The following is an 18,832-nucleotide window of genomic DNA, read 5'->3' as shown; positions in this document are numbered from 1 at the left end:
TGTCACGGCGAGAACGGATCTCGCCTGCACACCTGCCGCGGCTGACGCGGCAGCGGGACGTGTTCGGGTGCCGGCTCCGGCGACCGGTCGCCACCGCGGGCCAGGACGGCACCACAGAGCAGGCAGGTCACCGTGCCGACGAGAAGCGCCACCCGTGCCGAGGAGCCGTCGATGATCGAACCGGCGATCACCGCACCCACCGGGGCGACCCCGACGCTGCTCAGGGTGAGCAGCCCGGCGGAACGCCCGAGCAGCCCGGGCGGGCTCAACATCTGCACCGTGCTGTTGAGTGAACTCTGGAACGCGCCGAGGCCCAGCCCGATGAGCGGTGAGAGGAGCAGGAAGATCAGCGGGTTCGGGGAGAACGCCGCCGCACCCAGCGCGAGCCCGAGCGTTGCCGTGGCGAACGCCACCACCCGGGTCCCTCGATGCGTAAGGGCGGAGATGATCAGCCCGCCGATCACCGCGCCGACGGCGTTCAGCGCATGGGCGGCGCCGAGTTGCGCCGGATCGCCCGCGAGGGTGATCGTCACCATGGCGGTGACCACCACCATGAAATTCATGGCGAGAACCGTCACGGCGATATTCGTGACGAACAACCGTCGCAGGGTCGGGTCACGGAGCAGTGCGCGGATGGCACCCTCGTTCGATTTCGTTGTGCGCGCCCGCTTTTCGGCGAAGTGTCGCGGGTTCATCAGGCACAAGGCCAGCAGCACACTGGAATAAGTGAGCGCGTTGATCGTGAAGCAGGTGGTTGCGCCCGCTGCCGCGTAGGTGAGACCGGCCAGCCCGGGCCCCAGCGACCGCGCCGCGGACATCGCGACCGTGTTCAGGGAAACCGCCGATCCGAGCTCCCGCGGGCCGACGAGTTCGTACAGGAACGCCTGACCCGCGGTGCGGTCGAATGCCTGGACCACCCCGCTGAGCGCGATGATGCCGAGCAGCGTGACCAGTTCGTCGTGACCCGATGCGGCGGCGACGGCCAGCGCGCCGGCGCACAGCATCATCAGCGGTGCGGTGACGAACAGGATGCTGCGCGGGCTGAATCGGTCGGCCACCGCACCGGCGGGCGCGGAGAGCAGCAGCATCGGGGTGAACTGGCATACCGCGACCATCGACAGCGCCAGCGCGCTCTCGGTGGTTTCGACGATCCACAGACTCAACGCCAGATTCTGGAACCAGACACCGGTGTTGGAGAAGATCTGCCCGGCGAAGTACAGCAGGAAATTCCGCCGGCGCAGCGGCGGCGGTAGGAGCGGCGACATGGCGGGTCAGCCGAGAACTCGCCGCTCCAGGAAATCGCCGATGGCGGTTTCCAGCGCCGCCGCGGCGCCGCCACGGGAATCGGCGTTGTTGGCGTTGACCTCCAGTACCGGGATACCGGCGTGTTCCAGCGCTTCGGTGGTGAACGCCGACCCCGGGACATCGTCGGCCACCAGGTGGACGACCGCGTCGACACCGTGGTTGCGCGCTTCCTTGACGTACCACTGCGCCGACATGGGCGGCGTGTACAGCTGGTCGGTGAATCCGGTGAAGCGGGCCGCGAGGGCGCGCATCGGGTCGTCGCCGTAGCGGGCGTAGCCGTCGGCGGCGATCGCCAGGTACATCGACCACACGAAAACCGCGCCGTATTGCTCCTGGAACCGCTGGTACAGGCCCAGATCGAACCATAGCCCACGTCCGATCCACATGAGCCGCACTCGCTCACCCGGGCAGACCGCACGCCCGTCCCGCACCGCTTCCTCGACCTCGTGGTAGAGCCTGCGCGCGGCGTCACGTGCCCATTCGCTGCCGCGATGCCACTGCGGGATCATCACCGCCGGAATGCTGTCGTTGATGGAGACGGGCGCTGGGCGGGAGGCGGCGATCAGATCGCGGGTCCGCTTGTTCCATTCGGCCTGCTCGTTGACCAGCGCCATCACCTCCGCGAGGCGATCGATATCGAAGGTGCGACCGGTGCGCTCGGTGAGAAAATCGACGAGTTGCCAGTTCTCGCTGGTCATCAGGTCGAGCCGGTCCTGCGCGTAGGCGCGGTCCCAGTCGTGCGGGACGATCTCCCACCAGTTGTCCGGGGCCGTGGTGGCCGAGGAGCGTTCGAAGGGGAAGAACTCGGTATCGGGATGTTCGGCCCACAGGTCGAACACCTTGCGGGTGACGTCACCGCTGCATTCGGCGATCACGAAATCGGGGCGGGGCAGCCCGCCCCACGGCGCATCCGCCGGCGGCAGGTCCAGGGAACCGAGGCCGATCGCGTCGTACTGCAGCGAATCGTCCGGGTAGCCCTGCGCGGCGATATTGTTCAGCGCCGCGGGGCCCATACGTTTGGCGGAGACCACGGAGGCCCACCACTGGTTCACCACGTACGGGATACCCATGGCGCGCAGGATCTCCTGTGGCGCGTCGGCATTCACGAGGGCCAGCGGAGCGCCGGCGGCGACTTCCGCGCGCATCCGGGTGAACCACTGTTTCTGATACGCGGTCGCGGCAGTCGCCGCGGCGAGCCGGGGCGAGGCGGTGTGGGGTGCGTTCATCGTGCCGTGGCCTCGCGATCTTCCCGAGTGAGCAGTGCGGTGGCGGTGCCGAATTCGTCCGCCGACCAGGTGTGGGCGGCGACGGACAGCGCGACCACCCGCGCATCCGGTCCCAGCTCCCGGATCAGTCCCGGCCGGTCCCAGCCGGGCGCCGGATCGTTGCGGCGGGCGACCGAGAGCACCAGCTCCGCCCCGCACCGCCGGATACCGGCCGCGCTGAACCGGGCACGGTCGGACAGTCCGGAGGTCGACGCCATCGGACCGTGCCGCAGCCGGTGCGCGGCGATGGCGGTACAGGCGGACGGGAGGTCGAGCGGTTCGGGGTGCTCGTCCCACAGGTCGGCCACCGGATCGCCCCAGTTGTGGTCCTCACCGGCGATCAGGACACCGGCGGCTTCGAGCCGGTCGTACACCGAAACCTGGTCGACGGTGCTGCCGGTGAGGAAAACGCGGGGTCTGCCCTGTGGCGACCACACGGCGGGCGCACCGCCGAGCACCGCGTCGAGCACCGCCAGGCAGTCCGCCGGTGTTTCCGTCTGCGCCAGCGCGTACACCCGCAACGCGAGCGCACCGGGGACAGCTCCGGCGGCCCGGCGGGCGCGCAGGTCACGCAGCCCCGCGGCGAGCCGGCCCCTGGCCTTCCGCGCCTCGTACAGGCTGTCCGGGGTGACAGCGATTCCGGTCCACCCCGCCACGACCTCGGCCAGTTTCGCGAGTTGCCCGGCGTTGTAGTCGCGGGTCGATTCACGGGGCAGGTGCAGCAGGTCGACCAAGTGGACCTCCGGTACCCCGCGACCCTGTTCCGCCAGCATGCGCAGCACATAGAACAGCCGCAGCGAGCCCTGGCAGTCACGCGAGACGACCAGGCCACGCAGGAACCCGAACTCGCCGGCGAGAATGCGATCGAGGATCGAATGGAAAACGGAATCGACCGCGGCACCGAGCAATCCGACAGCCTCCGCACCGGGTTCCCGCTCAGCGGCGGAGAGCCGGAACGGACGGGCGCCGCAGGCCTCGATGATTTCAACGGGCACATCGCCCCCGACCACGCCGACCACCGGCCCCACCGGGCCGTCGGCCCCGGATACCGAGGTTCCGCCATCTTCCGGCCGGCGGGCACCGGTGGCAGCGGGATCGAACGGCCCGCCGGCCACCGGTCGGCCGGGTCCGACTGCGGCGGGATCAGGTGTTCCGGATCCGGCCGCGGCGCGCAGCAGACCGGTTGCGTGGAGCTGCCGGACCCGGTCCTCGACCGCGCTCACAGCACCTTGCCTTCGGTCAGCGCGGCGATCCGATCCGCATCGTATCCCAGCAACTCGCCGAGCACGGCCTCGGTGTGTTCGCCCAGCGCCGGCGCGGGCCGGTCGAGGCTGGTATCGCTGCCGGACATACTGATCGGCAGGCCGCTGCCGAAGAGTTCGACGACCTCGCCGTAGCTCGGATGGGTCAGCGGGACCACCTCACCGCGTTGCCGCACGATCGGATCGCGGACCGCGTCGCGCGGGGAACGGACCTCCGCGCAGGGTGCGCCGTTGCTTTCGAGTTCGGCGATCACCTCGGCGACCGGTTTGTCCGCCGCCCACCGGGCGATCATCGTGTGCAACTCGTCCGCGTGATGGACCCGGCCGTCCCGTTTGGCGAAGCGCGGATCGGTGATGAGGTCGGGGCGGCCGATGGTGGTGAGCACGCCGTGGGCGAACGGGTCGGTGGGGCCGCAGATCGCGAAATACCCATCCGCCGCGGGGAACACGCCGAACGGCGCGAGTCGCGGCACCATATCGCCGGTGCGGGTGGGCAGCCCGATCATTTCGAACGCGTCGAAGGGCTCGGCGGCGACCAAGGAGGTCAGCGCGCCCAGCATGGAGACGTCGACGTGCTGGCCGCGGCCGGTCTGCCCGGCCTGGATCACCGCGGACAACGTGCCGATCACCGCGAACAGCGGGGCGAGCAGGTCACCGACCGGGAGGCCGAACCGGATGGGGGCGTCACCGGGGCTGCCGGCAGTCATCATGACCCCGCTCAGCGCCTGGATGATGGTGTCCATCGCCTTACCGGTGCCGGGGCCGCCCTGGCTGCCGAACCCGCTGATCGAGGTGTAGATGATCTTCGGGTTCACGGCGGCGACCGCGGCATGATCGATGCCCAGCCGCGTGGTGACTCCGGCGCTGTAGTTCTCGACCACGATATCCGCGTGCGCGACCAGGTCGAAGAATACGTCCCGTCCGGCGGGCTGCTTCAGATCGAGGGTGATCGACTCCTTGTTCCGGCCACGCGAGAGCATCGATACCGACATGTCCTCGTCGGTGGTGCGGCGCACCGACAGCCCGTCGCGGGTGACGTACGGGGAGTTGTTGCGGGAGGCGTCACCGCCCCGCTCCGGGTTCTCGATTTTGATCACCCGGGCGCCCAGCCCGGCGAGCAGCAGGGTCGCGTAGGGGCCGGCGAGCGCCGTCGTCAGATCCAGAACAATGGTGCCTTCCAGCGGCCGGCGATCCATCAGCGTGTCCTTTCCGGTAGTGCGGGCTCGGCGACCGTCACGAGATCGGTCTCGCGGTGGAACTCGGTATCGAAACCGGCTGCCCGGGTGATCTTTTCGATGTAGTCTGCGACCTCGCCGCCGCGCGGATCACCCGGCGCCAGCGGTACCGGCCGCGCGTCGTCGTCGATCCAGCACGGCACGAAACCCGCGCGGATAGTCCCGTCCGGGCCGAAGGTGCACGAGGCGATCGCGGTGTTGCGGCTCTCCGGATGGAAAGGGTAGGACGGCATATCCGGGTCCGGGGCGAAGCCGAACATCTGCTGCCGGCGGGCCGCCCAGGCACGTCGTTCCGCGGAATCGCCGCCGACCGGGGTCAACGCGTGAGTCACGGTGACGAAGTTGCCGAGTCCGTGGAAAATCGGTGTGCCGTGGTACATTTCGATGCCGCGCATGATGTGCGCGTGATGGCCGATCACCATATCGGCGCCCGCATCCACCGCGGCCTGCGCAAGTGGCGATTCGTAATCGGCCAGCACCGCGGGCGTATGACCGATCCCCTTGTGCAGGGAAACGACCACCACGTCCACCTCCGCGCGCAGCGCCCGGATATCGGCTTTCATCTGCGCGAGACTGTCCGGGGCGACGAAGGTGTACACGGTCGGCGGCCCACCGGGCGTTGCCGATTCGAGTTCGTAGTGGGTGAGCACTTTGACGTAGGCCGCGCCCGCCTTCTGCGAGGCTGCCCACGACTCCCGCGGCCCCACACAGTTGAAACTGAGCACCCCGACCCGCAACCCGCCCGCCTCGTGCACCGCCGGCTCCCGGGCGGCGGCGAGATTCGCACCACCGCCTGCGGTTTTCAGTCCCGCCGCGCGCGAGTACCGGATCGTATCCAGAACCCCCTCGGTGCCCACATCGTAGAAGTGGTTCCCGGCGAGGGTGACGATATCGAAACCGGCCCCGGCCACCACGTCGAGCGCTGCCGGATCGGCCGGTGGCGCAGGCACATCGCTGCTGGCCTGGACGGTACTGGTCGAATGCGGGACCTCGATATGCCCGATCGTGATATCACCGGCCCGCAGCACCTCCGCGCTCGGCGCGAAATAGAACTCGGGATCGGGTTCATCGAGAACGAGATCCCCGACAGCGAGAATTGTGCAGGTGTCGCTCACGGTGTCTCCTTCGAATGCGGTGCAGGCGGTCGGCGGCGGAGGTATCGCGTCACCGGTTTTCCGCCATCAGTTCCTGATCCCGGGCGCCCTTGCGGGATTCGTTGAACCGGCTGAGGAACCGTTGCAGCCGATCGGTCTGCGGGTTCCCGAAGAACTCCGCGGTGGTGTTCTGTTCGACGATCCTTCCGTCGACCATGAACACGCACCGGTCGGCGACCTGGCGGGCGAATTCCATTTCGTGGGTCACCACGATCATGGTCAGGCCGGAGCGGGCGAGATCCTTGATCACGGTGAGCACCTCTTCGACCAGTTCGGGATCCAGGGCGCTGGTGGGTTCGTCGAACAGCAGCACCCGCGGCCGGGTGGCCACCGACCGGGCGATCGCGACGCGCTGCTGCTGGCCGCCGGAGAGCTGCCGGGGATAGGCCTGCGCCTTGTCCGGCAGACCGACCTTCTCGAGCAGGCTTTCGGCCCGTTCTCGCGCGGCGTCCTTGGACATTCCGTGCACCGCCACCGCGGCCTCGGTGATATTGCGCAGCACCGTCCAATGCGGGAACAGGTTGAACTGCTGGAAGACCATGCCCATCCGGCGCCGCTGCTTGGCGATATCGTCGGCCGACAGCGGTCGCAGGGCGCCGTGTTTGTGCGCGAATCCCAGGAGTTCACCGTCGAGGTAGATCGCGCCGCCGTCGATCTTCTCCAGCTGGTCGATACACCGCACCAGCGTGGACTTACCCGACCCGGACGGGCCGAGCACGACGACGACCTCGCCTTCGGCGACAGTGAGATCCACACCGTCCAGTGCCGGCCGGCCGTGATAAACCTTGCGCAGATTCGACACCCGCACCACCGGCGTAGTGGTCTGCTCGGTCATTGAACCTCCTTCGAGGGCAGTACATGCGGTCGGTGGCGATGGAAATACCGGCGCATCACAGCGACTTCCTTCCCCGGCCCAGTGCACGGCGCCAGCTGGAGTCGGCGCTGCGGTCGCGGCGCTCACCGCGGCCGTAGCGGCGTTCGAGCCGGCGCTGGAAGAACGTGAGCAGCGTGACGACGGCCAGGTACCAGAGGCAGGCCACGATCAGCAACGGCACCACCTGATATGTGCGGTTGTAGATCAGCTGTACCGAGAACAGCAGGTCGGTCATGGCGATCACCGAGACCAGCGAGGTCCCTTTGAGCAGTGAGATGAACTGGTTGCCGGTGGGCGGGACGATCACCCGCATCGCCTGCGGCAGGATGATCCGTGAGAATGTCCGCCAACGGCTGAAACCCATGGCCATCGCCGCGTCGCGTTGGCCGGCGTCGACAGCGCCGATGCCGGAACGGATGATCTCCGACATATACGCGGCCTCGTGCAGGCTCAACCCGATCAGCGCGGCGGTGAGCGGGCTGATCAGCTCGGTCGACGACCAGGAGGCGAAGGTCGGGCCGAAGGGGATACCGATCGACACCTGCGGCAGGAGATAGGCGAGGTTGAACCAGAAGATCAGCTGGACCAGCGGCGGAATACCGCGGAAAATGCCGACATACCCCTGGCACACCAGGCGTACCGGCCAGAAATCGCTGTTCTGGCCGGCGGCGAGCGCCACCCCGAGCAGCGAGCCCACGACCATCCCGACCACGGTGATGAACACCGACATGCCCAGGCCCTTCAGCACCGTCGGGTAGAAGAGATAGCCCCAGACGATATCCCAGCCGAACCGTTCGTTGGTCACCACGAAATTGACCAGCTGCGCGGCCAGTACCAGCAGGATCACCGAGATGATCCACCGCAGTGGTCGCAGGCGGGGTCGGGCTGCGGAGACATCGTCGGCGGCGGCGCCGACGGTCGCCGACGGCCGCTCGGTCAGGGATGCGGTCATCGCGTTTCCTCGTTTGTCGAACATGGGACGGCCGGCCGGTCGCAGGTCACGCTGTCGCGGTGGGGTTCAGCACCGGCTCGGGGATCGCGATATCCGCGAGATTCCACTTCTCGACCAGCTCGGCGTATTGCCCGCCGGAGAACAGCAGCTTGAAGGCCTCGTAGAAAACCGGCCCCAACCCGTTGGCCTTGGGTGAGAGCAGCACCAGCTGATCGGCGCGGGCGCCCTGCTCCTCGGTCTGGGCGACGGCACGCCAGGTATTCGGCTGGGCAGCGGCGGTATCGATGGCACCGCTCTGGGTCAGCGCGGCGGAATCGGCACGGCCGGACTGGACGGCCAGCAGGGTGGCGTTGGTATCGGCGAGGCCGACGAATTCGAGGCGCTGTTTGCCGTGGCTCTCACACCAGCCGGAGAGTTTGGCGGCTTGCTCCTCGGTGATCGACCCGATCACGCCCGCGGTCCGGGTGCCGCACAGATCGGCGGTGCTCTGCGCGCCGATACCACCGTTGATGGGCAGCAGATAGGACGTCCGGCTGGTCAGCCACTGCACTCCGTCGAATTCGGCCAGACGTTGCGGTGTGGCCTTGACCGGACCGTTGAACGCGTCGTACCGGCCGGACAGCATCCCCGACAGCATGGCCGGAAGCCCGCTGGAGACCTCCATCCGGATCGGGATGCCCAGCACCCCGGACAGTGCCTGCTGGATATCGGGATCCATACCGGTCACCGTCTGCCCGTCGGGCCCGACGGTGCGGTACGGCGGATGTGAATCCCCGACGAAGACGATCTCACCCTTGTCCTTGATGGCCTGCGGCAGCTGGTCGTACAGCACACCGGCGTTCTCGCCCGGGCCGGACAGTTGTTCGGATTGCGCGGTCTTCTCGTCGATCGACGTACAGCCGGCGAGAGCCAGAACAGATAACGCGACGGCGGCGGCAAACGCCTTGGTACGAGTGAAGCTCATCGAATCCCTCACGTGATGGGCCGAATGGAATGTGCACGATTCGGGCCAGTGGACGAGCGCCGCCGAGCATCCGATGTGACCTGGCCAACATTAGCTCTATTTTGTTCTCCCGTCAACAAAATGACGAATGTTAGCGGCGCGGTAGGGATTCCGGCGACCGGAGATCCAGCCGCTGCGCGGCCTCGCCCCGGGCCACGGCGTCCAGCCGGTCGTGCAGGTCGTGGAACAACCGCTGAGCCGGGGCCGCGGGCCACGGGGCGGGTAGATGCTCCAGCGGCAAGCGTGGGTCCTGGCGGATCACCTCGAGCCATTCCGTCACCAGCAGCAACTGCACGCCGAGCACACTGTGCGAGCGCGTCCGCTCCGGGTCACTCCAGCGTTCGATGAAATCGCTGTACAGGGCAGAGATCCCGGCGATATCCCAGGCGTCGTGCAGCATCCCCGGGATATCGGTCTCGGCGTCGGCCCGGCTGCGGAACACGCGCACCCGGTCGGCACCCTCGACACCCCGCAGAACCTCGCGAACGTCGGCGCCGGCGGGCGCGATCCACAGTCCACCCTGGATCGACCCGAAACCCGCCCACTGCAGCCGGGCCCGTAGATCATGCCGCTGACGTTGCCACGATTCCGGGAAGGTGAAGGTCAGCATGGTCCACGAACCGTCCCAGTTCGCCTCCACGGCACCGGTGCGCCAGATCCGGATATGACCGTCGCGCAGGATCTCGGTGAGCCGGGGGGTGAGTGCGACATAGGCGTTGCGGCCGGCCCGATGCCGGGTGAGCAGTCCCCGTTTGGCCATGCGATTGAGGGTCGAGCGGGTGGCGTGCTCGCCGATACCGATCGAGGCCAGGACATCGATCAGACTGGTCGTGCTCACCACCATGTCACGATCGAGGACATAGCGGCCCAAGACCGTGAACAGAACGCTCTGTGGTTTCACCGACGACGCAAGGTCGTTAGGCACAATTTCTGCATGCGTCATGAATATGACCATATACACGCCGTGATGCCGGCGGTAGCGAAACATCCCATCCCCGGGGACCGGGCACTCCGGCAAGCCGGCGTCGAACCGGACTCTAGCCCGCCGACACCAGAACCCGCAGCGCCTCGCGCAGATCGTCGAGCGCCTGTTCCGGCAATTCACCGAAGCACTTCCGGTGGGCCTCCGCCACCAGGGCGCGCGCCTCGTCGAGCAACCGGTTCCCGGCCTCGGTCGTCACGATCAGCTTGTTGCGCCGATCGGCCCGGTCGGCGATCCGCTCGACCAGGCCCCGGCCTTCGAGATCATCGACCAGCGCGACGATCTGACTGGGGTCGAGCCCCATCGTGAGCGCCACCGCCCGCTGGTTCACTCCCGCCGGGTTCTCGCCGGCGAGCACCAGCACCGAGTAAAGACGCACCTTCAACCCGAGTGGAACCAGCGCCTTGTTCACCGCCCCCGCCACCAGACCGCCCGCCCGCGACAGCAGGAATCCGAGGTCGTCCATCAACCGGACACCTTGCGACTGGTTCATCGGGCCTCCTCGGCAGCGGCAACACGCGGGCAGCAGGGGCCGCAGCAGCCAAAGCGCCGGAGCGCAGCTGCGCCGCAGCCTGCGGCGATAGCTGACATAGGCTAGCAGGAATCAATAATTGACTTTTTCAACTATAGATGTTTCCTTGTTATCGGCACCACAATCCGAAGGAGCACGCAGTGGATCTCAGCACCAAGGTCGCCGTAGTCACGGGCAGCGGACAGGGCCTCGGCCTGGCCTACGCCAAAGATCTCGCCCGGCACGGTGCGGCGGTCGTCGTCAACGATGTGAACGCCGAGACCGCCGATAAAGCCGTTGCCGAGATCGAGGAAGCCGGCGGCCGGGCGGTCTCCGTCGTCGCACCGGTCGGCCCCACGGAGACCGCACAGCGGCTGGTCGCCACCGCGGTCGAGGAGTTCGGCCGGCTCGACATCATGGTCACCAATGCCGGAATCCTGCGCGACACGGTGCTCTGGAAGATGAGCGACGAAGCCTTCGACGACGTGATCTCCGTGCATCTGCGCGGCACCTTCACCTGCGCCCGCGAAGCCGTGCTCCGGTTCCGCGAACAAGGCGAGGGCGGTCGCCTCATCTGCGTCGGGTCACCCGCCGGCCAGCGCGGGAACTTCGGGCAGACCAACTACTCCGGCGCCAAAGCCGGCATTGTCGGCATGGTCCGCACCTGGGCGATGGAACTCCAGCGCGCGGGTGTCACCGCCAATGCCGTCTGCCCGGTCGCGGTCACCGCGATGACCGAGACCATCCCGCTGTTCCGGCCCTATATCGAGGAGATGAAACAGACGGGTGCCCTGCCGCCGCTGATCCGCCGTGATATCGGTATGGGGACCACCGGCGACGCCGCGGGAATAGTCACCTTCCTGGCGAGCGACGAGGCCGCCGAGATCACCGGCCAGGCCTTCGCCATCGGCGGCGACCGCGTCGCCTTCTGGACCCATCCCGCACTCAGCGCGATCACCTACCACGACGAGGGCTGGGGCGCCGCAGATCTCGCCGCCGCCTGGCCGGCCCTGGCCGAGTACCGCGAGTCGGTCGGCGAGGAGTTCCCCGCCGAACTGACCGGCGGAAAGTGATCCGCGATGACCACCCGTTACGAATACGGTATCGACTTCGACGCAATCAGAGCCCTCGATATCCACACCCACGTCGAAATCGACGGCTGCGGACATCGGTCCCTCGACGACGACCTGATGGCCGCCTCGGAGAAATACTTCAAATCCGGCGAGGAACGCACCCCCACCATCGACTCGATCGCGGGCCACTACCGCGAACGCAATATGGCCGCGGTGGTGTTCACCGTGGATGCCGCCGCGGGCAGCGGGCACGCGCCGAACTCGGTCGAGGAGATCGCCGAGAAAGCCGCCGAACACAACGATGTACTCATCCCGTTCGGCTCCGTCGATCCCTGGCAAGGGAAGGCGGCGGTGCGCCGGATCCACCAGCTCGTCGACGAGTTCGGTGTACGCGGATTCAAATTCCACCCGAGCATGCAGGCGTTCGAGCCGAACGACCGGGCCTTCTACCCGCTCTACGAGGCGCTCGCCGAAGCCGGTGTGCCCGCGATCTTCCACACCGGGCAGACCGGCATAGGCGCGGGACTGCCCGGCGGGCACGGCATCAAACTCCGCTATTCCGATCCGATGCTGCTCGACGACGTCGCCGCCGATTTTCCCGAGTTGACGCTGATCCTGGCGCATCCCGCGGTGCCCTGGGTGGACGCGCAGATCGCGATCGCCACGCACAAGGCCAACGTCTACATCGACCTGTCCGGGTGGTCACCGAAATATTTTCCGCCGCAGCTGGTCCGGGCCGCGAACACGATGCTGCGGTCCAAGGTCCTGTTCGGCTCCGATTTCCCCGTCATCCAGGTCGACCGCTGGATGAACGATTTCGCGAACCTCGAGATCAAGCCCGAGGTCGAACCGCTGATCTTCAAAGAGAACGCCTTGCGCGCCCTCGGTATCACCCGCTGACTTCCCGAACACTCACGCTGGAGAACACCATGACCACCACCCATGTGGCCACATTGGCCGACCTCGTCGCGCTCGAAGGCCAGTCCCTCGGCACCAGTTCCTGGATCGAGATCCCGCAGCATCGGATCGCTACCTTCGCCGACGCCACCGGCGATCACCAGTGGATCCATGTCGATCCCGAACGCGCGAAAGCCGAGAGCCCGTTCGGCGGGCCGATCGCGCACGGTTATCTGACCCTGTCGCTGATCATCCCGATGTGGGACGAGGTGCTGACGGTCGACAGTGTGACCATGGCGGTCAACTACGGCCTGAACAAGGTCCGCTTCACCAATCCCGTTCCCGCCGGCGGCCGCGTCCGTTTGAATGCCACGCTGCAGAAAGCGGAAGAGTTGCCGAAGGGCGGGGTTCAGGTGACCGTCGGCGCCCGGATCGAGCTGGACGGTGCCGAACGCCCGGCAGTGGTCGCCGAGGCCGTCTACCGCTTCTTCGAGTAGCCCGAGCCCACATCCGGTCCTGTCACACTCGGGTCGATCACCCGGAAACGAAGGAGTCCCATGCGCAACCACGGCACCGGTTCCTGGCCGCTGCGCCGCGCCCGGCTGTCCCCGGACAAAACCGCAATCACCTTCGGCGGGAATTCGACGACCTACCGTGACCTCGATCAGCGGGTTACGCACCTGGCGCACGGGTTGCGCGCCATGGGGATTCGGCGCGGCGATCGTATCGCCCTGTTCAGTGCGAATCACCCGGCCTATCTCGAAGCACTGTTCGCCTGCGGGCTGCTCGGCGCGATTTTCGTCCCGCTCAATGCCCGCTTGTCGGCCGGCGAAGTGGAGTATGCGCTCCGGGACTCCGGCGCCACCGTACTGATCCATTCCGCGGAACTCGCCGATATCGCCGTGCGGGCCGCACACGCGGCGGAGGTGGCGCACCGGGTGCGGCTGAACGGTTCGGACCCGGCGGCCGAGGGGTACGAAGATCTGATCGCGCGGTCCGCCGGTGACCGTCTCGACGAGGCGGTCGGTCACGACGACCCCTGTTTCATCATGTACACCTCCGGCACCACAGGCCGGCCCAAAGGTGTCGTACTCACCCACGGCAATATCGTTTTCGCGGTCCTGAACGCGGTGATAGATCTCGACCTGCACAGCGACGAGATCGCCCTCGTCTACGCACCGCTGTTCCACACCGCGGCGCTCGATATGGTCGCGCTGCCGACACTCCTCGCCGGCGGGCAGGTGATCATCGACTCCGGTTTCGATGCCGGGCGAGTACTCGCGACGATGCACCGCGAGCAGGTGACCTACGCGTTCGCGGTGCCGACCATGCTCGATCAGATGAGTGCGCACGAACAGTGGGCGCGGACCGATCTGTCCGCGTTGCGCCGGATCCTGGTCGGCGCCGCCCCGGTACCGCCGCGCACGCTACGTGCCTACGCCGGCCGGGGTGTCACGATGTGCCAGGGTTACGGCCTCACCGAAGCGGGGCCGAGCACACTGGTGCTCACCGCCGACAACGCCGAGCGCAAACTCGGCACGGCGGGGGTTCCGCATTTTTTCACCGATGTCCGCATCGTCGACGCGGAGAACCGGCCGGTCCGCGTGGGCGAACGCGGCGAGATCCAGATCAGCGGTCCCAACCTCATGCGGGAGTATTGGAACAACCCGGACGCCACCGCTGCCGCGTTCACCGAGGACGGCTGGTTCCGGTCCGGTGATATCGGGGTGGCCGACGACGAGGGCTTCGTCCGCATCGTCGACCGGCTGAAGGACATGATCATCTCCGGCGGCGAGAACATCTATCCGGCGGAGGTCGAGTCCGTGATCCTCGAGATGCCCGGAATCGAGAGCTGCGCGGTGTTCGCGGTACCGGATCCGATATGGGGTGAGGTCGGGCGCGTCGCCGTCACGTTCGGTCCGGACGACACCCCGACCTACGAGCAACTGGTCGAATTCCTGACCCCCCGGCTGGCCAAGTACAAGATCCCGAAATCCATGGTGGTTCTCGACGAGATCCCGCGCAATGCGACCGGCAAGATCCGCAAGGACGAACTGCGGCGCCGCCACGGGTGAGCCCGCAGCCGTGGCGGGGTAACCGCCGGTTTCGTGTGGGCGACCGGGTCTCCGGCTACTGCTCCCCCGCGTCGCCGGAACAACTGGCCGAGGCGTACGGGCCGCTGGAGGTCTGTTCGGACATCACTTTGCCACCGACCAGGATCCGGCAGGTGATATCGCCGCCGTCGGGGCCGTTGTTCGCGGTCAGGGAGACTATTTTGCCCCATCCCTGGATGGACACATCCTTGCTCCACGGGAGCGCGACCGCGGTTTCCCGTGCCATGCCGAGGTCGGTGCCCAGGTAGGTGACCGAAGCCGCGGGGGCGGTGCCGTCCACCCGGTAGGTCACCGTGACGCCGGTGTCTACTTGTTCGTCGCCCACCTGGTTCGAGAAGACCGCGACACAACCGCCGATCACGAGAACGGAAACCAATACGATCCCACCGGCGATCCACGGCCATCTCGGTTTCTTCCGTGGCGGATAGTAGCCCTGCTGCTCGCCGGAAGGATATGTCAATGTACCTCCTCTGCTCGGGACGCACCTCGGCGCCATCGGGAGGTAGATCACAATTTCCGCAAGTGATGTTACACCGCTATTTATCCAGCTCATAACCGGTGTCTGACCCGCCGAACCGTCCCTGCGCCGATCTTGCACCGCCTGCACGCCGGGTGCGGGGTGGCCGGGCCGCCCGCCCGGCCCCGGCGCCCGGGCCGTGGACCCGGGCGCGTCCGAGTGGGAAGATTTTCACAACCGCGTGCCGATTCCCGAGGACGGTGAGTCATGGTGGACAGAGCGAACGGGGCGCCCCGGCCGGTGGATATCCGGAATGTGGTGCTGGTCGGGGGTAGCGGAGCCGGAAAGACCACACTTGTCGACGCATTGGCCCTGGCCTGCGGCGCGGTGAACCGGGCGGGCCGGGTCGAGGACGGCACCTCGTTGTCGGATTACGACGAGATCGAGCAGCGGCGGCACCGGTCGGTGCAGTTGTCGGTGGTCCCCGTGCGGTGGGGCGGGGTGAAGGTCAATCTGATCGATACGCCCGGTTACGCCGATTTCGTCGGTGAACTGCGGGCCGGGTTGCGCGCGGCCGATGCCGCGCTGTTCGTCGTCTCGGCGGCCGACGGTGTGGAGGGAGTCGGCGGGGTGTCCCGGGCGCTGTGGGAGGAATGCGCGAGCGTCGGGATGCCGCGGGCCATCGTGCTGACCCATCTGGATACGGCGCGCGCGGATTTCGAGGAGATGACCCAGACCTGTCAGGCACTGCTCGGCGCGAGTTCGGCGGAGAATGTGCTGCCGCTGCACCTGCCGGTGTACGGGCCCGCCGGCGCCGACGGGCACCGGCCGGCCACCGGACTGGTGGAACTGCTCGAACAGCGGGTGGCCGACTATTCGACCGGTGAGCGGCGCTGGGTACCGGGCTCCCCGGACGATACGGCGCTCGTCGAAACGGCCCGCAACCGGCTCATCGAAGGCATCATCGCCGAGAGCGAGGACGAAACCCTCATGGATCGGTATCTGAACGGGGACGAGCTCGAGCTCAGCACGCTGGTGGCCGATCTGGAACGGGCCGTGGCCCGCGGCAGTTTCCATCCGGTGCTGTTCGCGGCGCCGGCCGCCGACGACGGGCGGCAGGGTCTGGGCACCGTCGAACTGCTGGACCTGGTCACCGCCGGGTTCCCGACACCCGCCGAGCACGCGATCTCCGCCGCGCGCCCGGCGGACGGTGCCCGGCCGGTCGCGTTGCGCTGCGATCCGGCAGGTGATCTCGCGGCCGAGGTCATCCGTACCTCCGCGGACCCGTACGTGGGCCGGGTATCGCTGGTCCGGGTGTTCTCCGGGACACTGCACGCCGACGACACCGTGCACATCTGCGGGCACGGCCTCGGCGCCGACCACGAGGCGGACGAACGGATCGGCGGTGTCACCGCGCCGTTCGGGCGCGAACAGCGACCCCTCGACGAAGCCGTCGCCGGGGATATCGCCTACGTGACCAAACTCGGGCATGCCGAAACCGGGGATACGCTCTCGGGCCCCGGTTCTCCTCTGCTGATCGAACCGTGGCGGATGCCGGACCCGCTGCTGCCCACGGCCGTTCGCGCGCACAGCAAGGCCGACGAGGACAAACTCTCGCAGAGCCTGGCCCGGCTGGTCGCGGAGGATCCGGCGCTGCGGGTGCAGAACGACGAGCACACCGGGCAGTTGGTGCTGTGGTCGCTCGGGGAGGCGCAGCGGGATGTGGCGCTGGAACGGTTGCGCAGCCGGTTCGGGGTGACGGTGGATATCGAGGAGTACCGGGTCGCGCTGCGGGAGACGTTCGCGGGCAAGGCTTCCGGGCTGGGCCGTCATGTGAAACAGTCCGGCGGGCACGGGCAGTACGCGGTCTGCCGGATCGAGGTCGAACCGGCGCCGGAGGGTTCCGGGATCGAATTCGTGGACAAGGTGATCGGCGGGGCGGTCCCGCGGCAGTTCGTCGGTTCGGTGGAAAAGGGTGTGCGGGCACAGGCCGCGCGCGGGGTGACAACCGAGTATCCGCTGGTCGATGTGCGGGTGACACTGGTCGACGGTAAGGCGCATTCGGTCGACTCCTCCGATGCCGCGTTCCAGACCGCCGGGGCGCTGGCCCTGCGCGACGCGGCGGCGCAGGGCCGGATCGATCTCCTCGAACCCATCGCGGACGTGACGGTCCGGGTCCCGGACGAACATCTGGGGGCGGCGCTGAGCGATCTGTCGGTGCGCCGGGCCCGCATCCTGGGCACCGAACCGGCCGACGCGGGGCGGACGGTGATCCGCGCCGAGGTGCCCGAGGTCGAACTCGCCCGCTACGCGGTGGACCTGCGCTCGCTCACGCACGGCATCGCGCATTTCACCCGGCAGTACCTGCGCCACGACCGCATACCCGGCCAGGTGGCGGAACGGGTCCGGGCCGGCACTCCGGTCGGCTCCGGCTGACCCGGCCCCCGGACGGCCCCGGCCGGCCCGAGACCCGTCAGCGGGGATCCGGCCCGTAGAGCGGTGGGTCGAGAAGGCGGAGCTTGTCTTCGAGCACCGCCCGCTCGCGGGCGTTACCGCACCGGGACACAGCGCGTTCCAGTTCGGTGCGTGCCTCCGCCGGGCGGCCGAGTCGGACGAGCAGTTCCCCGCGCACGCTCGGTAACAGATGGGAATTCGGCAGCGCGTCGGCGGCGGCCAGATCGTCGACGATCCGCAGGGCGGCGGCCGGGCCTTCGGCCATCGATACCGCCACCGCCCGGTTCACCTCGACCACCGGGGAGGGCGCCAACCGGCCGAGCGCCTCGTAGAGCAGCACGATGCGGCCCCAGTCGGTGCCGGCGACCGACGGCGCCACCGCGTGACATTCCGCGATCGCCGCCTGCAAACCGTAGAAGCCCAGCCCGCGTCCGGCCTTCCCGGCGTGGGCCAGTGCGGCGCGTCCCCGGCCGATCGCGCTGCGGTCCCAGCGGCGCCGATCCTGGTTTTCCAGCAGTACGGGCGCGCCGTCTTCGCCGGTGCGGGCGGGGAAACGGGCGGCGGTCAGTTCCAGCAGCGCGAGCAGGCTGTGCACCTCCGGTTCCTCCGGGACCAGCCTGGTCAGCACCCGGGCCAGACGCTGCGCTTCGGCCGCCATATCGACGCGGATCAGATCGCTGCCCGAACTGGCCGACGACCCCTCGGTGAAGATCACGTACACCACTCGCAACACCGAGACCAGCCGCGCGGACCGCTCGGCCGCGGGCGGGACCTCGAACGGCACCCGGGCGGCGGCCAGGGTTTTCTTCGCCCGGGTGATCCGTGCCTGCACGGTCGCCGTCGGGACCAGGAACGCGCGAGCGATCTCGTCGCTGGTCAGGCCGCCCACCACCCGCAGCGTCAGCGCCACCCGCGCTTCCGGGGACAACACAGGATGGCAGGAGATGAACATCAGGGCGAGCACATCGTCGTCGATTCGGTCGGGGTCCCAGAGTTCCTCGCCCGCCGGCCGAGCCTGCGCCGGATCGCTGCCCGCGGCCACACCGCCCTCGCCGAGCTCACGGGCGAGGGCGGCGTAGCGGTCGTCGAGGGGGGCGCGCCCGCGGGAAACCGGGAATGGGGGGCGGTTTGCCCCCGGGAGCACCCCCCCCACCCCGCGGGGCCCCGGGCGGCGAGGACGCCCGCCAGACCCGCGGTAAGTCCCGGTCCCCCCACGCCCACCAGCCGCGCCCGGGCGCGCTCCCCCACCGCCAGCGCAATGGCCCGCCGGACCCGCGGGTGCGCGGTGATGGCC

At 68.2% G+C, this 18,832-nt stretch carries 17 protein-coding genes; 5 read left to right on the top strand and 12 right to left on the bottom strand.

Annotated elements, in window-relative coordinates; all coding sequences use genetic code 11:
* Nucleotides 1-2 precede the first annotated feature (2 nt).
* The 10 genes from QH276_RS02345 to QH276_RS02300 form a co-directional block, all read right to left on the bottom strand.
* A complete protein-coding gene (locus tag QH276_RS02345) occupies nucleotides 3-1,265 on the bottom strand; it encodes an MFS transporter (RefSeq protein WP_280401192.1) in 1,263 nt (420 codons plus the stop codon).
* Between the two features lie 6 nt (nucleotides 1,266-1,271).
* Nucleotides 1,272-2,531: a 2-hydroxyacyl-CoA dehydratase family protein gene (locus QH276_RS02340; protein WP_280401193.1), complete on the bottom strand. Its 1,260-nt coding sequence runs from the start codon at nucleotides 2,529-2,531 to the stop codon at nucleotides 1,272-1,274.
* Entirely contained in the window at nucleotides 2,528-3,793 is a 1,266-nt protein-coding gene (locus tag QH276_RS02335) for a 2-hydroxyacyl-CoA dehydratase family protein (protein WP_280406580.1), read from the bottom strand. The genes QH276_RS02340 and QH276_RS02335 overlap by 4 nt, the downstream gene beginning before the upstream one ends.
* A complete protein-coding gene (locus QH276_RS02330; protein WP_280401092.1) occupies nucleotides 3,790-5,028 on the bottom strand; it encodes a CaiB/BaiF CoA transferase family protein in 1,239 nt (412 codons plus the stop codon). Before QH276_RS02330 ends, QH276_RS02335 begins: the two co-directional genes overlap by 4 nt.
* Nucleotides 5,028-6,182 (bottom strand): CapA family protein, encoded by a 1,155-nt coding sequence (locus tag QH276_RS02325; protein WP_280401093.1) that lies wholly within the window; start codon nucleotides 6,180-6,182, stop codon nucleotides 5,028-5,030. Before QH276_RS02325 ends, QH276_RS02330 begins: the two co-directional genes overlap by 1 nt.
* Before the next feature lie 49 nt (nucleotides 6,183-6,231).
* On the bottom strand, nucleotides 6,232-7,056 hold the full coding sequence (locus tag QH276_RS02320) for an amino acid ABC transporter ATP-binding protein (protein ID WP_280401094.1): 825 nt from the start codon (nucleotides 7,054-7,056) through the stop codon (nucleotides 6,232-6,234).
* A gap of 55 nt (nucleotides 7,057-7,111) precedes the next feature.
* The gene (locus QH276_RS02315) at nucleotides 7,112-8,047 is read right to left on the bottom strand and encodes an amino acid ABC transporter permease (protein ID WP_280401095.1); all 936 of its coding nucleotides are present in this window, start codon (nucleotides 8,045-8,047) and stop codon (nucleotides 7,112-7,114) included.
* A 46-nt stretch (nucleotides 8,048-8,093) separates the two neighbouring features.
* On the bottom strand, nucleotides 8,094-9,011 hold the full coding sequence (locus QH276_RS02310) for a transporter substrate-binding domain-containing protein (protein ID WP_280401096.1): 918 nt from the start codon (nucleotides 9,009-9,011) through the stop codon (nucleotides 8,094-8,096).
* 130 nt (nucleotides 9,012-9,141) lie between these two features.
* Complete coding sequence (locus tag QH276_RS02305; RefSeq protein ID WP_280401097.1) at nucleotides 9,142-9,993, bottom strand: PaaX family transcriptional regulator; 852 nt, start codon at nucleotides 9,991-9,993, stop codon at nucleotides 9,142-9,144.
* A 94-nt stretch (nucleotides 9,994-10,087) separates the two neighbouring features.
* Nucleotides 10,088-10,525, bottom strand: a complete 438-nt coding sequence (locus tag QH276_RS02300) for a MarR family winged helix-turn-helix transcriptional regulator (RefSeq protein ID WP_280401098.1) — start codon at nucleotides 10,523-10,525, stop codon at nucleotides 10,088-10,090.
* A gap of 179 nt (nucleotides 10,526-10,704) precedes the next feature.
* On the opposite strand from QH276_RS02300, the gene QH276_RS02295 reads away from it, so the two are divergent.
* From QH276_RS02295 to QH276_RS02280, 4 genes are read left to right on the top strand one after another with little or no spacing between them, the layout of a single operon-like run.
* On the top strand, nucleotides 10,705-11,616 hold the full coding sequence (locus QH276_RS02295; RefSeq protein ID WP_280401099.1) for an SDR family NAD(P)-dependent oxidoreductase: 912 nt from the start codon (nucleotides 10,705-10,707) through the stop codon (nucleotides 11,614-11,616).
* A gap of 6 nt (nucleotides 11,617-11,622) precedes the next feature.
* Nucleotides 11,623-12,516 (top strand): 4-hydroxyphenyl-beta-ketoacyl-CoA hydrolase, encoded by an 894-nt coding sequence (couO, locus tag QH276_RS02290; RefSeq protein WP_280401100.1) that lies wholly within the window; start codon nucleotides 11,623-11,625, stop codon nucleotides 12,514-12,516.
* A gap of 29 nt (nucleotides 12,517-12,545) precedes the next feature.
* A complete protein-coding gene (gene couM / locus QH276_RS02285) occupies nucleotides 12,546-13,010 on the top strand; it encodes a p-hydroxycinnamoyl-CoA hydratase (RefSeq protein WP_280401101.1) in 465 nt (154 codons plus the stop codon).
* A 60-nt stretch (nucleotides 13,011-13,070) separates the two neighbouring features.
* Complete coding sequence (locus tag QH276_RS02280) at nucleotides 13,071-14,588, top strand: acyl-CoA synthetase (RefSeq protein ID WP_280401102.1); 1,518 nt, start codon at nucleotides 13,071-13,073, stop codon at nucleotides 14,586-14,588.
* A gap of 55 nt (nucleotides 14,589-14,643) precedes the next feature.
* Here the strand turns inward: QH276_RS02280 and QH276_RS02275 are convergent, their stop codons facing one another.
* Nucleotides 14,644-15,087 (bottom strand): MmpS family transport accessory protein, encoded by a 444-nt coding sequence (locus tag QH276_RS02275; RefSeq protein ID WP_280401103.1) that lies wholly within the window; start codon nucleotides 15,085-15,087, stop codon nucleotides 14,644-14,646.
* Nucleotides 15,088-15,351: 264 nt separating this feature from the next.
* Here QH276_RS02275 and QH276_RS02270 point away from each other — a divergent pair, with 264 nt between their 5' ends.
* Nucleotides 15,352-17,520, top strand: a complete 2,169-nt coding sequence (locus QH276_RS02270; protein WP_280401104.1) for an elongation factor G-like protein EF-G2 — start codon at nucleotides 15,352-15,354, stop codon at nucleotides 17,518-17,520.
* 37 nt (nucleotides 17,521-17,557) lie between these two features.
* On the opposite strand, the gene QH276_RS02265 is transcribed toward QH276_RS02270, so the two are convergent.
* Nucleotides 17,558-18,682, bottom strand: coding sequence for an RNA polymerase sigma factor (locus QH276_RS02265; RefSeq protein ID WP_280406579.1), 1,125 nt, complete (start codon nucleotides 18,680-18,682; stop codon nucleotides 17,558-17,560).
* Between the last annotated feature and the right edge of the window lie 150 nt (nucleotides 18,683-18,832).

The sequence above is a fragment of the Nocardia carnea genome (assembly GCF_029869215.1).
Taxonomy (GTDB): Bacteria; Actinomycetota; Actinomycetes; order Mycobacteriales; family Mycobacteriaceae; genus Nocardia; species Nocardia carnea_B.
Note: the sequence above shows the minus strand (reverse complement) of the source record. Positions and strands in the feature narration are given on the sequence as shown.